This window comes from Nocardioides panaciterrulae (assembly GCF_013409645.1).
GTDB classification, from domain to species: Bacteria; Actinomycetota; Actinomycetes; order Propionibacteriales; family Nocardioidaceae; genus Nocardioides; species Nocardioides panaciterrulae.
In genome coordinates this window covers 1308419-1322857 of the sequence record NZ_JACCBG010000001.1, presented here as the reverse complement: position 1 = coordinate 1322857, position 14439 = coordinate 1308419, and the positions used below count along the sequence as shown (strand labels likewise).

The following is a 14439-nucleotide window of genomic DNA, read 5'->3' as shown; positions in this document are numbered from 1 at the left end:
TCGGTGCCCCGGTCGGCACGCTCGCGGTCGTCCTCGGCGTGCTCGTGGTGCTGGTGCTCGCCGCGGTCGCCGTCCTGGCGAGCCGCCGCGTGGTGCTGCTCAAGCTGGGGGTCCGCAACCTCACCCGGCGCCGCGGCCGGTCGGCGATCATCGTGAGCGGGCTGATGCTCGGCACGATGATCATCGGCGCGGCGCTGGGCTTCGGGGACATCATGGCGAGCACCGTCCGCACCGCGGTGATCAGCCAGCTGGGGCAGACCGACGAGCTGGTCTCGGCCCGCAGCGGGTCCACTCCCGACGTGGCGACGCTGGGCGAGGCGGGCACGCCGCGCTACCTGGGCGCGGGCGAGGCGCGCGCGGTGGTCGCGGCGGCGCGGCGCGTGCCCGGGTGGACGGAGCCGCCCCCGGGATCAGCGAGAGCGTCGCGGTCCAGGACCCGGCCAGCCGCACCAACGAGCCCGCGGTGCGCCTGTTCGCGACCGATCCGAGCGCGATGTCCGGCTTCGGGCACCTCACCGACTCCTCGGGCCGGCAGGTCGGCCTCGGCGACCTGCCGGCCGGCTCGACATGGATCAACGCCGAGGCCGCCGCCGACCTGCACGCGAGCCGGGGCGACCGGCTGCTCGTCTTCGCCCGCGGACGCCAGGTCTCCCTGCGGGTGGCCGGTGTCGTCGGCTACGACGGGACCGGCACGGAGGACTCGGCACTGCTGATGCCGCTGAACCGGGCCCAGGCCGTGCTCGGGGTCGGCGACCGCGTGCAGCACGTGCTGATCTCCAACGACGGCGACGCGGTCAGCGGTGCCGACCTGACCGACCGGGTCCGCTCGGCGCTCGCCCCGACGGCCCGCGCGCTGGGGCTCAGGGTCGAGCCGGTCAAGTCCGACGGGCTCCGGCTGGCGGACCAGCAGGGCGCGACCTTCCTCTCGCTCTTCTCCACCTTCGGCACCTTCACGATCAGCGCCGGCATCCTGCTGATCTTCCTGGTCTTCGTGATGCTCGCCGCCGAGCGCCGGGGGGAGATGGGGACCGCGCGCGCCATCGGCACCCAGCGGCGGCACCTGGTCGAGATGTTCGTCTTCGAGGGGGCGGCGTACGACGTCCTCGCCGCGGCCGTCGGGGCGGTGCTGGGACTGGGCCTGTCCCTGCTGATGGTGCGTGGGATCGCGGGTGCGCTGGCCGACTCCGGAATCGTCGAGATCCGCTATCGGCTCACCTGGACCAGCCTGGTGGTGGCGTTCTCGCTCGGCGCGCTGCTCACGCTCGCGGTGGTCGCACTGGCCGCGTGGCGGGTCAGCCGGCTCAACATCGTGGCCGCGGTGCGGAACCTGCCGCAGCCGCCCCGCCGGCGCCGGCGGCGGTCGGGCTGGCTGCTGGCCGCGCTGCTGCTGCTCCTCGGGGCGGCGCTCGTCGCCGGGGCGTACGCCTCCCACAGCGCGGTCCAGCTGCTGGTCGGCGGCTCGGTCGCCCTGGTCGCCCTGGTGCCGGCGATCCGGTCGCTCGGCGGTGGCGAGCGGCTCGCCTACAGCGTCGCGGGGCTCGGTGTGCTGGCGTGGAACCTGCTGCCGTTCAGCGTCTACAAGGCGCTGGTGCCTGACCTGCGGATGGGCTTCGACGTGTTCGTGCTGGTCGGCCTGCTGCTGGTCGCGGGCGCTACCTGGGTGGTGGTCTACAACCTGCACCCGGTGCTCGACGGGCTGATGTGGGTCTTCGGTCGGTCCCGGCGGGCGGCGCCGGTGCTGCGCACCGCGATCGCGGCGCCGCTGCGCAACCGCTTCCGCACCGGCGCGACGCTCGGGCTGTTCACGCTGGTGGTGTTCACGCTGGTGACCGGCGCCTCGATCTCGGCGTCGTTCCTGGCGACGATCGACGACGCCGCGACCTTCGGGGGCGGGTACGACATCACCGCGCAGACCTCGCCGTCGAGCCCGGTGCACGACATGGGCCGGGCGCTCCGCACCGCGCCGGGGGTGGGCGCCGGCGACCTCACGGCCTACGCCGGACAGTCGTTCGTGCCGGTCGACGCTCGCCAGGGCGGCGCCGGACCCGGGTCGGGCGCCGGATCATGGGAGGGGTACGTCGTCCGCGGGCTGGACGACCGGTTCCTCGCGGACACGACGTACGGCTTCGCCACCCGCGCCGCGGGCTACGACTCGGACCGCGCGGTGTGGAACGCCCTCGCCCGGCACCCGGGCCTGGCCGTCGTCGACTCCTACTCGGTGCCGCGCCGGGCGAACTGGGGCACCGCGGTGGTCTCGGACTTCCGGTTGCACGGCTTCGCCCTCGAGGACCAGGGGTTCACCCCCGTGCCCGTCGAGGCCCGGGACACCCGCACCGGTCGGGTGCTGCGACTGCGGGTGGTCGGAGTGCTGGCCGACTCGGTGCCGCTCGCCATGGTCGGGCTCTCGACCGCACAGCGGACGCTCGCTCCCCTCGGCGCCGCGGCCGCGCCGAGCGTCTGGTACTTCCGGGTGCGGGACGGCGTCGATCCCGTGAGGGCGGCCGACCGGCTGGAGTCGGCGTTCCTCGACAACGGCATGCAGGCCACGGCGGTGAGCCAGTCGCTGCACGACGCGGTCTCGTCCTCGCTCACGTTCCAGTACCTCATCCTCGGCTTCCTCGGGCTCGGCCTGGTGATCGGCGTGGCCGCGCTGGGGGTGATCAGCGCCCGAGCGGTGGTGGAGCGTCGCCAGCAGATCGGGGTGCTGCGCGCGATCGGCTTCCAGGCCCGGATGGTGCAGGCGAGCTTCCTGGTCGAGTCGCTGTTCATCACGCTGCTCGGCGTGGTGATCGGGACCCTGCTGGGACTGTGGGTCGCCTTCAACGTCGTCCGGGACACGGCCGGACAGCCCGGCTGGGAGCGCCTGACCCTCCAGCCGCCCTGGCCGGCGCTCGCGCTGATCCTGTTCGTCGTGGTCGCCTGCTCGGTCCTGACGACCTGGCTGCCCAGCGTCCGGGCCTCGCGCACCTGGCCGGCCGAGGCGCTGCGCTACGAGTGAGCCGCTCCCTGTCCGGAGGGGCGGATCACCCTTCGGGGACGACGCGCCGGACGCGCGAGGTGAGCAGCGTGGAGTCATCACCTCTCCTGCCGAAAGGACCGCACCGTGTCCCCCTCCGCGTCGTCAGCTCCGTCCGACTACCCCCTCATCGCCGACCACGGCCTGATCGGCGACCTCCAGACCTCCGCCCTGGTCGCCACCGACGGGACCATCGACTGGTTCTGCGCGCCCCGGTTCGACTCCCCCAGCATCTTCGGCTGCCTGCTCGACCACGCCAAGGGCGGGCACTTCCGCGTCCGCCCGGCGGTCGAGGAGGTCACCACCAAACAGCTGTACTTCCCCGACACCGCGGTCCTGGTCACCCGGTTCCTCACCGAGGGCGGCGTCGGCGAGGTCGTCGACTTCATGCCGGTCTCCGAGCCGGGCACGGCCACCGACCGGCACCGCCTGGTCCGGATGCTGCGGTGCGTGCGTGGCCGGATGGGCTTCGACATCGAGGTCGCCCCCCGCTTCGACTACGGCCGGGAGGCCCACCACACCCGGCTGCTCGACGACGGGATCGTCTTCCAGGGCCACACCACCGCGATCACGCTGAACCTGGTCCGCCAGCCCGGCGACGAGCAGCTCGGCCAGCTGCAGGTCGACGCCGAGGGCGACGTGCACGCCCACCTCGAGCTCACCGCCGGCCAGGTGCGGGGGGTGGTGCTGGAGACCGGCACCGCGGTGCCCGTGCGCCGGATCCACACCGACGAGGTGCGGGCACTCTTCGACGAGACCGTGCACTTCTGGGAGTCCTGGCTCGCCCAGTCGACCTACGAGGGCCGGTGGCGGGAGACCCTCAACCGCTCGGCCATCACGCTGAAGCTGATGACCTACGCCCCCACCGGCGCGATCGTGGCGGCGCCGACCGCGGGCCTCCCCGAGCAGGTGGGGGGCGAGCGGAACTGGGACTACCGCTACACCTGGGTGCGCGACGCGTCGTTCTCGGTCTACGCCCTGCTGGGGCTGGGATTCACCGACGAGGCGGTGGCCCTCGGGCACTGGCTCGCCGACCGGGTCGAGGAGCAGGCCGGTCGCGACGGCGCCGGACCGCTGAAGATCATGTACCGCGTCGACGGCTCCAGCGACCTCTCCGAGGAGGTCCTCGACCACTGGGAGGGCTACCGCGGGTCCTCCCCGGTGCGCGTCGGCAACGGCGCCGCCGACCAGCTCCAGCTCGACATCTACGGCGAGGCGGTCGACAGCATCTACTTCGCCGCCCGGCGCGGGCTGCAGGCGGGACACCGCGGCTGGCAGAAGCTGTCCGAAGTCATCGACTGGGTCAGCGAGCACTGGGACCAGCCCGAGGAGGGGATCTGGGAGACCCGCGGCGGCCGCCAGGACTTCACCTACGGCCGGCTGATGAGCTGGGTGGCGCTCGACCGCGGCATCCGGCTGGCCCAGGAGAACGGTCGACCGGCGCCGGTCGACCGCTGGCGCACCGAGCGCGACGCGATCTACAACCAGGTGATGGACCGGGGCTTCAGCCCCGAGCGGCAGGCGTTCGTGCAGCACTACAAGACCCAGGTGCTGGACTCCGCGCTGCTGCGGATGACCACGGTCGGCTTCGTGGCCCCGAACGACCCGATGTGGCTGTCCACGCTGGCCGCGATGGACGAGGAGCTGGTCACCGACAGCCTCGTCTACCGCTACGACCCGGAGGCCTCCCCCGACGGCCTGCGCGGCTCGGAGGGCACGTTCTCGCTGTGCACGTTCGCCTACGTCGACTCCCTGGCCCGGGCCGGGCAGGTGGACAAGGCGCGGATCACCTTCGAGAAGATGCTGACCTACGCCAACCACCTCGGGCTCTACTCCGAGGAGATCGCGCTCAACGGCGAGCAGATCGGCAACTTCCCCCAGGCCTTCACCCACCTGTCGCTGATCGACGCCGCGATCACGCTGGACAAGGCGCTCGACCGGGCCCAGGAGCACCACCCGGTGTCGGCGTGAGGCGCCGGGGCCGGTGTGAGGCGGGCCGGGGTCCGCGCTGGACCGGCCGTCAGGTCTCGACGACCTCACCCTTGCGCACGGTCACGCTGACCTGCGGCAGCGGCTTCGGCGCCGGGCCGCCGGTGTTGTCGCCGGTGGCCAGGTCGTACGTCGAGCCGTGGCACGGGCACTTCAGCTCGCCCCCGTCCGGGGCGACCGTGCAGCCCATGTGGGTGCAGATCGCGGAGAACGCGACGATCTGCCCCGCCTTCGGCTGGCACACGAGCACCGGCTTGCCGTCGGGGCCGGTCGCCGAGACCGCTCCCCCGACCGGCACGTCGGCCACCCTGGCCAGCGCGCCGCCCGGGGCGCCCGCGGACCCGCCCGCGGACCCGGTCGCGCCGGCGGAGCCCGTCGTACCGCCGGATCCGGAGCCGCCGCCGCAGGCCACGAGCACCGAGGCACCGAGCGCGGTGCCGGCGCCGGCTGCCAGGACCCGGCGCCGGCAGAGCCCGCCGTGCGCCGCCGGGCCGCCCGGCGCCCGGTCCTGCGGGCCATGCTGGAGGCCGTGCTGCGGGCCGTGCTGGGGGTCGTCCTGCTCCATCGGGATCATCGGCTGGTCTCCTCGTGAACGCGGCCCGCGCCTGCCGCGGGCCGCCTCGTTGCCACTGCATACGGCCCTCTCGACGTTCGGGTTCAGGACGTCGGTGAACCGGGCGGCGCTCCGCGTCGTGAACCTGTCATGAGGACGACACGACTGCTGCTGCGAACGCTCACCGCCGCCGGGGTGCTGACCTCGGCATGGGTGCACTACAAGCTCTGGAACGACGGGTTCCGCGAGCTGCCCCGGATCGGCCCGGCCTTCATGGTCAACGCGGTCGCCGGGCTGGTCATCGGCCTGCTGCTGCTGGCCTGGTGGCGGTGGGTGCCGCCACTGCTGGCGATCGGCTTCGGCCTCTCGACGCTGGGCGCGTTCGTCACCTCGGCGACCGTCGGCCTGTGGGGCGTGCACGAGCTCTGGACCGGCACCTGGGTCACCACGGCCTGGGTCGCGGAGGTCGTGGCCGTGCTCGGCGGCGCGGCGGTGCTCCTGGTGGAGCACCCGTGGCGCTCCGCCGGCTGGCACCAGCGCCGCGCCGGTGGTCGGGCGCAGCACGGGCTCTCGCTGCGACGTGCGCACGTCGAGTGAGGCACGGTGCCCGGGGTCGCGCGGTCCACGATCCGTGCGGACCTGCCGATCCGAGGGCGTTCGAGCGCGAGCACGCGGCTGGTTACTGCGCTTTGGTCTCGTCGGGTTTGCCGAGCGTGCGGCCCGCGTCTCGTACGACGTCGCGTAGGAAGCTGTACTGCGTGGTGACGAGCTTGTCGGCCATGTCCAGCGCGGCGTCGATGACGGTCTGGCGCCGGGACGGGCGGTCCCCGATCGACGGAATCACCTCGTCGACCGTGTCGACGAACCGCCGCACGGCCTCGATCGCGGCCCGCTGACCCTTCTCGACCGACTTGAGCACCTCTTCGGAGAGCTCTGCCGCACTGGCGACCGTCGTGCTCGGCGCGGGTGTCGGGCTCTTCTTCGTTCCGGCGCCGGTGCTCGCTGCGGGTGCACCGGCGCTCTTCGCGGTCTTCGCGCTCTTCGCGCTCTTCGCGGTCTTCTCAGCCATGATCGCCCTCCTTGTGGGTGAGGTAGGCCCCTCGCCACAGGGTGGCCCGCGGCGGAATGCCGGAACACCGGCGTTGGTAGCGGACGGCTGTGACTTCGGACCTGCCGGTCGCGTGCGCCGCGGCGATCCGTCGCTGCTGACGTTCGGCGCAGAAAACGGAATGGAGTCGCTGCGTCCGACGTGCGAGGATCCCTGCAGAGGCGCCGCCCAGCGCCCAGCCCACGCGTCGGCCCCAGTCCGAGCGAAGCGGCGAAGGGGAGCAGATCCTCGGGCGATCACACGGCACACGTCGAACCACACGCGGTGCGGCGGCGGACTGGGGACGCGACGCACGCGAGGTGAAGACAGTGACCAGGCATCGTGACTTCAAGCGGCTCGTCCGCGCGCGGATGGCCCGGACCGGTGAGCCCTACACGGTTGCCCGCGCGGCCATCGAGCAGCAGGCTCCGCCGAGCGGGACGCCGTCACCCGGTTCGGCCGACCAGACGGCGTACGACGCGGCGCGGCGCGACCAGCTGCGGCTCGTCGGCCGCTTGTTCACCGACGGGCGCCTGGCGCAGATCCCGGCCAAGCGCAAGACCAGGGCAGCGGCGCTGCTCGAGGTGCTCTCCCGTTTCGAACCGGGCCGAATCTACACCGAGGCCCAGGTGAACGAGATCCTGCTCAGCGTGCACGAGGACTTCGCGTACCTGCGCCGCGAGCTGGTGAACTACCGCTACCTCGAGCGGGCCGACGGTCGCTACCGCGTGGTCGAGCAGGTCCCCACCCGGGCGCCGATCGAGAGGCAGGAGATCCCGGACTGGGAGGCGTTCTGGTTGCCGGCGTTCCTGGAGGGGCGAGCCGGAGCGGAGTCCGTCGCCGGGCCACTCGGAGGCTCTGCCGTCAGGTGAGGACGCCGGACACCGCAGCTCGCGGGCGTCCGGCCTCCGACCGTTCGCCCATGTCGTCGTCTGGAGCGCGGGCTCAGGTGGCCAGCCGCAGCACGGGTTGCCCCTGCGCCGTGCGCACCTCGACCGAGGCGATGTCCGCGGCCGCGGCCGAGGTGGCCGCGGCCAGCCGCATGGTCCGGCCCGGCAGCGCGTGCCAGGTCGCGATCTGCTCGGTGCGCCCGTCGCGCGTGTGGACGACCAGGGAGTACGTCGTCCGGGCCCCGGAGCCGCGCTGGCCGCCCGCCTGCTCGGCGTAGCTGCAGGTCAGGTCCAGGCGGGTGCCCCACGGCACGGGGGTGAACGCGACGTCGGCCTGCATGCCGGTGTAGGCGACCGGCTGCATGGGCCGGCCAGCCGCGGCGCTGACCGTCGGCGTCGGCCCCGGTGTGCCACCGCCGCCCTGGGTGGCGTCGACCGCGACCGCTCCCAGCGTCACCACCACGGCCGCAGCGGCGGCGGCCAGGACGCCGGCGGTCATCGTGCGGCGACGCCGGGAGCGGCGTACCTCGCCCACCAGGGCGGGCAGCAGCGTCTCGGGCACCTGCTCCTCGTCGTACGGCTCCTCGAGCACCGAGGGGTCCACCCGGGCCAGCAGGCCGGGCAGGCCGGCCAGCTCCTGGACCGCGTGGGCGCAGGTGGGGCAGGTGTCGAGGTGCTCCTCGTACTCCCGGCGCTCGATCGGCGACAGCGCGCCCAGCACGTAGGAGCCGTCGAGGTGGCCGAAGTCGCAGCTCATGCCCCCACCCCCATCTCCTCCAGCGCCAGCTTCAACGCCCGCAGCGCGTAGTGGGTGCGGGACTTCACGGTGCCCTCGGGGATCCCGAGCCGCCGGGCGGCCTCCGAGACCGGGGCACCACGGTAGTAGCACTCCTGCAGGACGGCGCGGTGCTCCGGGGAGAGCCGGGTGAGCGCCTCGGCGACCAGCCAGGACTGCAGCAGCTGGTCGGTCCGGTCGACCGGGTCCCCCACCTCGGGCACCTCGGCGACGCTGAGCTCGCCGTGGGCCTTCCGCGATCGCCAGTCGTCGATCACGATGTTGCGCGCGACCGTGAACAGCCAGGCCCGCACCGAGCCGCGGCTCTGGTCGAGCACCGGGAAGTGTCGCCAGGCGCGCAGCATCGTCTCCTGCACGACGTCCTCGGCCCGGGCCCGGTCGTGGCCGGTCAGGCGCACGCAGTAGCCCCACAGCGCCCCGGCGTGCTCGTCGTGGAGCTGCTGCATCAGTGCGACCTGGTTGCCTGCCACCGGACCTCCGGTTCCATTCTGCGCCTCGACGAGGCTCAGCGGTCCTGTCCTGCCTGGATCGCCGAGAAGCGGTCGGCGCGGTCGTCGCGGCCGTGGTGGTGGCCGTGGTGATGGCCGTGGTGATGGTGGTGGTGCGGCTCGCGGTGGTGGCCGTGGTCGTCCGCGGCCGCAGCGCTGGTGGTCGTCGCGGCGGAGAGAGCCAGCGCCAGCGCCGCCCCGAGGCCGAGCATCTTCTTCGTCATGGTGTGCCTCCTTGCCGGAGACACGGAGCCGGGGGCGCACCGGTTCAACCGCCCCGCCATCTGTCGCGGGAACGAGCCCGACGGCGCCCCGGGCCCTCAGCGGCAGATCCGGTGAACGCGGTTGCCCGGCGCCCGGCCGATCAACAGGGACGTCCGGTCAGGACGGGGAGGGACCCGCGCGCAGGACGCCGACGAGCGCGACCAGCGCCGCGGTGAGACCGGCGTCGTCGACCTCGGCGTTCAGCCCCAGGCGTACGCCGAACGCGGCCTCGCTGCGTTCGGTCACGAAGTCGTCGCCGGGCGCGACCAGCACCTCGGCCTCGCGCGCCGCGGCGACGAACGACCCGGTCGACCACGGCTCCGGCAGTGGCAGCCACAGGTGCGGGGACGACGGCTCGCCGACGACGTCGAGGTCGGCGAGCAGCTGCCGGGCGAGTCCGTGCCGCGCCCGGGTGGCCTCGACCCGCGCCCGCACGACCCGGTCGGCGGTCCCGTCGCGGACCCACCGGGCCAGCACCTCGCCCAGCAGCGGCGCGGTGAGCCACGTCGAGGACCGCAGCGCGGCGGCCAGTCGGGGGTAGGCGGCCTCGGGGGCGCTCAGCACCCCCACCCGCAGGCCGAGCGCGAGCACCTTCGCGGCACTGGCGACGTGGCAGGTGCGCTCGGGGGCGAGCGCGGCCACCGGGTCCGGCCGGTCGGGCGCGAGGAACGCGAGCGGGTCGTCCTCCAGGATCCAGACGTCGCGGCGCCGGCAGGCCTCGGCCAGCTCCGCGCGGCGCGGCGCGGGCGTGGTCCGGCCGGTCGGGTTGGCCAGCGTGGTCTGCAGGTGCACCACGGCCACGTCCCGCTCCGCGCAGGCCTGCTCGAGGAGGTCCGGGCGCATGCCCTCCTCGTCGTCCGGCACGACGACCAGGCGCACGCCGAGCTGTCGCGCGGCCGCCACCAGACCCGGGTTGGTCAGCGGGGTCGTGGCGACCGCACCGCCCGAGGGCACCAGCGCCAGCAGCGCCAGGCTCAGGGCGTGCTGCGCCCCCGCGGTCAGCAGCACCCGGTCGGGGTCGGGCGCGAACGACCCGTGTGCCACCCAGCGGGCGGCGGCGGCCCGATGGGCGGGTGCGTCCGCGCTGCGCTCGGTGTCGGTGACCGCCGCGAGCGCGAGGGGGTCCGCGGCCAGCTCCCCGAGGGTGGCCCCGAGCAGCTCGGCGGGCACGAGACCACCTCCGATCGGCGGGTGCAGCGCGGCCAGGTCCGCGGGTCCGGAGCCCGTCGTACCGATGCCGAAGCCACCGCGGACGAACGTGCCGCGCCCCACCTCCCCGCTGACCAGACCGCGACGCTCGGCCTCGGCGTAGCCGCGGGCCACCGTGCCGATCGTGACCCCGAGGGCCCGGGCCAGCGCGCGGTGCGTGGGCAGCCGGTCGCCGACCGCCAGTCGGTCGCGGGCCAGGTCGGCGGCGATCGCGTCGGCGAGCGCGACGTAGGCCGGTCGGTCCGGCGTCAGCGGTCCCGGCTGCCAGGCGTTGTCCATGCTCACACCCTCGCGTCATTCAATCGCCTTATTGACACCCTCATTGTTGCATGTCTTAGGGTATCAATCTAGAGGAGCGACCAGGAGGCGGCGTCATGGAGGACCGGATGGAGCAAGTGGCACGACTGAGGTGGCGAGGCGGGTTCGGCCGCGTGTGGGGCTCGATCGCGGTGAGCCTGTTCGGCACCCAGGTCTCGCTGCTGGCACTGCCGCTGACCGCGCTGGCGGCGCTGGACGCCTCCCCCAGCCAGGTGGCGCTGCTCGCGGCCGCGGGGACCGCGCCGTTCCTGCTGTTCGGGCTGCCCGCCGGCGCCTGGGTGGACCGCTTCTCGCGGCGGGGGCTGATGGTGACCACCGACCTGCTCCGCGGTGCCCTGCTGGCCAGCGTGCCGCTGGCCTGGCTGGCGGGAGTGCTCACGCTCGCCCAGCTCTACGCGGTCGCGTTCGGGGTGGGGTCGCTGAGCGTGTTCTTCGACGTGGCCGCGCTCTCGGTGCTGCCCGCGCTGGTGCCGCACGGCTCGATCGCGACCGCGAACGGCCGGCTCGAGGGTGCGCGCGCCCTGTCCCAGACCTCGGGCCCCGGCTTGGGCGGCCTGCTCGTCCAGGTGCTCACCGCGCCGCTGGCCGTCGCGGTGGACGCGGTGAGCTACCTGGGCTCCGCGCTGCTGCTGCGCGGGCTGCCGCACCTGCCCCCGGTCGCGGCACCGGTGCGCGAGCGACTGGTCTCGCAGGTCTTCTCGGGCCTGCGGTTCTGCCTGGCCCACCGGTTCATCCGACCGCTGGCGCTGGGCGCGGCGTGGATGAACTTCTGGGTGGAGGGGCTGCTCGCGGTCCTGGTGACCTGGGCCGTCCGCGACCTCGAGCTCGGTGCCGCGACGGTCGGGCTGGTGCTCGCCGGCAGCAACGTCGGCTACCTGCTCGGCTCGATGGCGGTCCCCCGGCTCAACGCACGGATCGGCGTCGGCCCGACCATCGTCGTCGGCGCCGCCCTGCAGGCGGGCTTCGCGCTCACGGCGTTCGCACCGCACCCGTACACCCTGCTGTGGCTCACCCTGGGTCTCGCAATCAGCGCCGCCGGCACCGGGCTGTGGAACGTCGACGCGGTCAGCCTGCGCCAGGCCACGACCCCACCGGCGATGCAGGCGCGGATGAACGCCAGCAACCGGTTCCTCATCTGGGGCACCATGCCGCTCGGCGCCGCCGCGGGGGCCACGATGGCCGGCGCGATCGGGTTGCACGCGACGGTCGCCGTCTGCGCGGTCCTCGCCCCGACCAGTGCGCTGCCGGTGCTGTTCTCCGCGGTCCGGGGCGTGCGGTCGATGCCGTCGTACGACGACCTCCCGACCCCGCTCGCTCCGCCGGCGAACGACATGCCCGGAGCGCCGGTCGTGGCCTCGTTGGTCGACTAGCCTCGGGGCCGGGCGTGAGGGGTCGCCGGCGGCGGCGCCCCTCCGGACCCGATCAGCCCCTCGCCAGTCGACCAACGGCCCTGTGCCTCGGTGAGCCCGTCCCGGAGCCTGACGCCATGACCGAGCGCACCGCACCGTCCGGCGTGAGCACGCTGGAGGACCCCATCGCCTGGTTCGCGGACCTGGCCCTCACCGACGTCCCCCGGGTCGGCGGCAAGGGCGCCAACCTCGGTGAGCTCACCCGGGCCGGAGTGCCCGTGCCGCCCGGCTTCGTGATCACCGCCGGGGCCTACCTCGACGCCATGGACGCGGGCGAGGTGCGGGCGCGGCTGCTGGACCGCTCGTCGACCGCGGACGTCGACGACCTCGCGGCCCTGACCGAGGCCGCGGCCGAGCTGCAGGAGCTCGTGCACCAGGCCGGGCTGCCGGCGACGCTGCACGAGCGGCTCCTCGCGGCGTACGACGGCCTGGGGCGACCACTGGTCGCGGTCCGGTCCTCGGCGACCGCGGAGGACTCCGCGTCGACCTCGTTCGCCGGCATGAACGAGACCTACACCGACGTCCGCGACGGCGATGAGCTGGCGCGGCGGGTCGTGGACTGCTGGGCGTCCCTGTGGTCCCCGCGCGTGGTGGCCTACCGGAGCACCCAGGGGCTGGACGTGGAGCCCGCGATCGCGGTGATCGTGCAGCGGATGGTGCCCTCCGACGTCTCCGGCGTCATGTTCACCGCCGACCCCGCCACCGGCGACCGGGACAAGCTGGTGATCGAGGCCGCCTACGGGTTGGGCGAGGTGGTGGTCGGCGGCCAGGTCGAGCCGGACACCTACGTGTTGTCGAAGGCCACCCGGGCGGTCCTCCAGACCCACGTGGGCACCAAGGCCGAGAAGGTGGAGCGCGGTCCCGACGGTCGCGACCGGCGGCTCGTCGTACCCCTGGAGGAGCAGGCCCGCCGGGTGCTCGACGACGACGTCCTCCAGCAGCTCGCCGACCTCGCGATGGACATCGAGCGGCACTACGGCTCGCCGCAGGACGTGGAGTTCGCGCGCGCCGACGGCCAGACCTGGATCGTCCAGTCGCGCCCGATCACGACGCTGGGGCCGACCCCCGAGACGGCCGTGGGCGAACCGGCCGGGGCGTCCGGCGACCTGCTGCTGACCGGGCTGGCCGCGGCGCCGGGCGTCCGGTCCGGGCCGGTGCGGATCCTGCGCAGCGTGGCCGACGGGGCGCGGCTGCAGCCGGGCGACGTGCTGGTCGCGACGATGACCAGCCCCGACTGGGTCCCGACCATGCGGCGGGCGGCGGCCCTGGTCACCGACGGCGGCGGGGTCACCTGCCACGCCGCGATCGTCGGGCGCGAGCTGCACCTGCCGACGGTGGTTGCCACGCGGACCGCGACCACCACGCTCCGCGACGGCGAGGTCGTGACCGTCGACGGCGCGCGCGGCGTCGTCCTCGCCGGCCGGACCGCGGCCGCGACGGCGGTGGCCCACGGGCCCGCCGCCACGGCCCCGGTCGCGGCGGCCGCCGGCGAGCCCACCGGCACGCTGCTCTACGTGAACCTGGCGATCGCCGACCACGCCGAGGAGGTGGCCGCGATGCCGGTCGACGGGGTCGGGCTGCTCCGCGCGGAGTTCCTGATCACCGACGCGCTGGCCGGCGAGCACCCCAAGCAGCTGCTGGCGGCCGGGCGCCGCGAGGAGTACGTCGAGAAGCTGGCGGCCTCGGTGCTGCGGATCACCCGGGCCTTCGTGCCCCGGCCGGTCGTCTACCGGGCCGTGGACTTCCGCACCAACGAGTTCCGCGGCCTGGCCGGCGGTGAGCAGTTCGAGCCGGTCGAGGCGAACCCGATGATCGGCTACCGGGGCGCGTACCGCTATCTGCGCGACCCGGAGATCTTCGGCCTCGACCTCGACGTGATCTCGCGGGTGCGCGAGCAGACGCCGAACCTGCACCTGATGATCCCGTTCGTGCGCACCCGCTGGGAGCTCGAGGCCTGCCTCGAGGCGGTCGAGGCGCACCCGCTCGGCCGCGACCGGGGCCTGCACCGGTGGGTGATGGCGGAGGTCCCCTCGGTCGCCTACCGGATCCCGGAGTACGCCGCGCTCGGGATCGACGGGGTCTCGATCGGCTCCAACGACCTCACCCAGCTGGTGCTGGGGGTGGACCGCGACTCCGAGATCTGCGCCGAGCTGTTCGACGAGTCCGACGAGGCCGTGCTCGACACGATCAGCCGGATCATCGGCGCCGCGCGCGACGCCGGTCTCACGTCCTCGCTGTGCGGGCAGGCCCCCTCGAACCGGCCGGAGTTCGCCGAGTTCCTCGTCCGCGCCGGCATCACCTCGATCTCGGTGAACCCCGACGCGGTCGAGCGGGCGCACCGGGCCGTCGCCCGGGCCGAGCGGCGGCTGCTGCTCGACCAGGTGCGCCGCTGACGAGCCGCCGAGTCGGCGCAGGTTGAC

Annotated in this window: 12 protein-coding genes; 6 read left to right on the top strand and 6 right to left on the bottom strand. The window is 74.1% G+C overall.

Annotation, left to right across the window (positions count from 1 at the left end; genetic code table 11):
- Positions 1-388: 388 nt before the first annotated feature.
- The gene (locus BJZ21_RS06195; RefSeq protein ID WP_179662948.1) at positions 389-2998 is read left to right on the top strand and encodes an FtsX-like permease family protein; all 2610 of its coding nucleotides are present in this window, start codon (positions 389-391) and stop codon (positions 2996-2998) included.
- 105 nt (positions 2999-3103) lie between these two features.
- The gene (locus tag BJZ21_RS06190) at positions 3104-4987 is read left to right on the top strand and encodes a glycoside hydrolase family 15 protein (protein ID WP_179662947.1); all 1884 of its coding nucleotides are present in this window, start codon (positions 3104-3106) and stop codon (positions 4985-4987) included.
- A 49-nt stretch (positions 4988-5036) separates the two neighbouring features.
- Here the strand turns inward: BJZ21_RS06190 and BJZ21_RS06185 are convergent, their stop codons facing one another.
- Positions 5037-5579, bottom strand: coding sequence for a Rieske (2Fe-2S) protein (locus BJZ21_RS06185; protein WP_218851336.1), 543 nt, complete (start codon positions 5577-5579; stop codon positions 5037-5039).
- A gap of 129 nt (positions 5580-5708) precedes the next feature.
- Here BJZ21_RS06185 and BJZ21_RS06180 point away from each other — a divergent pair, with 129 nt between their 5' ends.
- Positions 5709-6155, top strand: coding sequence for a hypothetical protein (locus BJZ21_RS06180; protein WP_218851334.1), 447 nt, complete (start codon positions 5709-5711; stop codon positions 6153-6155).
- Between the two features lie 82 nt (positions 6156-6237).
- On the opposite strand, the gene BJZ21_RS20580 is transcribed toward BJZ21_RS06180, so the two are convergent.
- Positions 6238-6627, bottom strand: coding sequence for a hypothetical protein (locus tag BJZ21_RS20580; RefSeq protein ID WP_218851333.1), 390 nt, complete (start codon positions 6625-6627; stop codon positions 6238-6240).
- A gap of 347 nt (positions 6628-6974) precedes the next feature.
- Here BJZ21_RS20580 and BJZ21_RS06170 point away from each other — a divergent pair, with 347 nt between their 5' ends.
- Positions 6975-7517 (top strand): DUF2087 domain-containing protein, encoded by a 543-nt coding sequence (locus BJZ21_RS06170; RefSeq protein WP_218851328.1) that lies wholly within the window; start codon positions 6975-6977, stop codon positions 7515-7517.
- 73 nt (positions 7518-7590) lie between these two features.
- Here the strand turns inward: BJZ21_RS06170 and BJZ21_RS06165 are convergent, their stop codons facing one another.
- The 4 genes from BJZ21_RS06165 to BJZ21_RS06150 form a co-directional block, all read right to left on the bottom strand.
- On the bottom strand, positions 7591-8292 hold the full coding sequence (locus tag BJZ21_RS06165) for an anti-sigma factor family protein (RefSeq protein ID WP_179662946.1): 702 nt from the start codon (positions 8290-8292) through the stop codon (positions 7591-7593).
- A complete protein-coding gene (locus BJZ21_RS06160) occupies positions 8289-8777 on the bottom strand; it encodes a sigma-70 family RNA polymerase sigma factor (RefSeq protein ID WP_179662945.1) in 489 nt (162 codons plus the stop codon). Before BJZ21_RS06160 ends, BJZ21_RS06165 begins: the two co-directional genes overlap by 4 nt.
- Before the next feature lie 59 nt (positions 8778-8836).
- Positions 8837-9043, bottom strand: coding sequence for a hypothetical protein (locus tag BJZ21_RS06155; protein ID WP_179662944.1), 207 nt, complete (start codon positions 9041-9043; stop codon positions 8837-8839).
- Positions 9044-9200: 157 nt separating this feature from the next.
- On the bottom strand, positions 9201-10571 hold the full coding sequence (locus BJZ21_RS06150) for an aminotransferase-like domain-containing protein (protein ID WP_179662943.1): 1371 nt from the start codon (positions 10569-10571) through the stop codon (positions 9201-9203).
- Positions 10572-10687: 116 nt separating this feature from the next.
- Between BJZ21_RS06150 and BJZ21_RS06145 the strand changes: the two genes are divergently transcribed.
- Both BJZ21_RS06145 and ppsA read left to right on the top strand, forming a co-directional pair.
- Positions 10688-11980, top strand: a complete 1293-nt coding sequence (locus BJZ21_RS06145) for an MFS transporter (RefSeq protein ID WP_179662942.1) — start codon at positions 10688-10690, stop codon at positions 11978-11980.
- A 116-nt stretch (positions 11981-12096) separates the two neighbouring features.
- Positions 12097-14412: a phosphoenolpyruvate synthase gene (gene ppsA, locus BJZ21_RS06140; RefSeq protein WP_179662941.1), complete on the top strand. Its 2316-nt coding sequence runs from the start codon at positions 12097-12099 to the stop codon at positions 14410-14412.
- Positions 14413-14439: the final 27 nt, after the last annotated feature.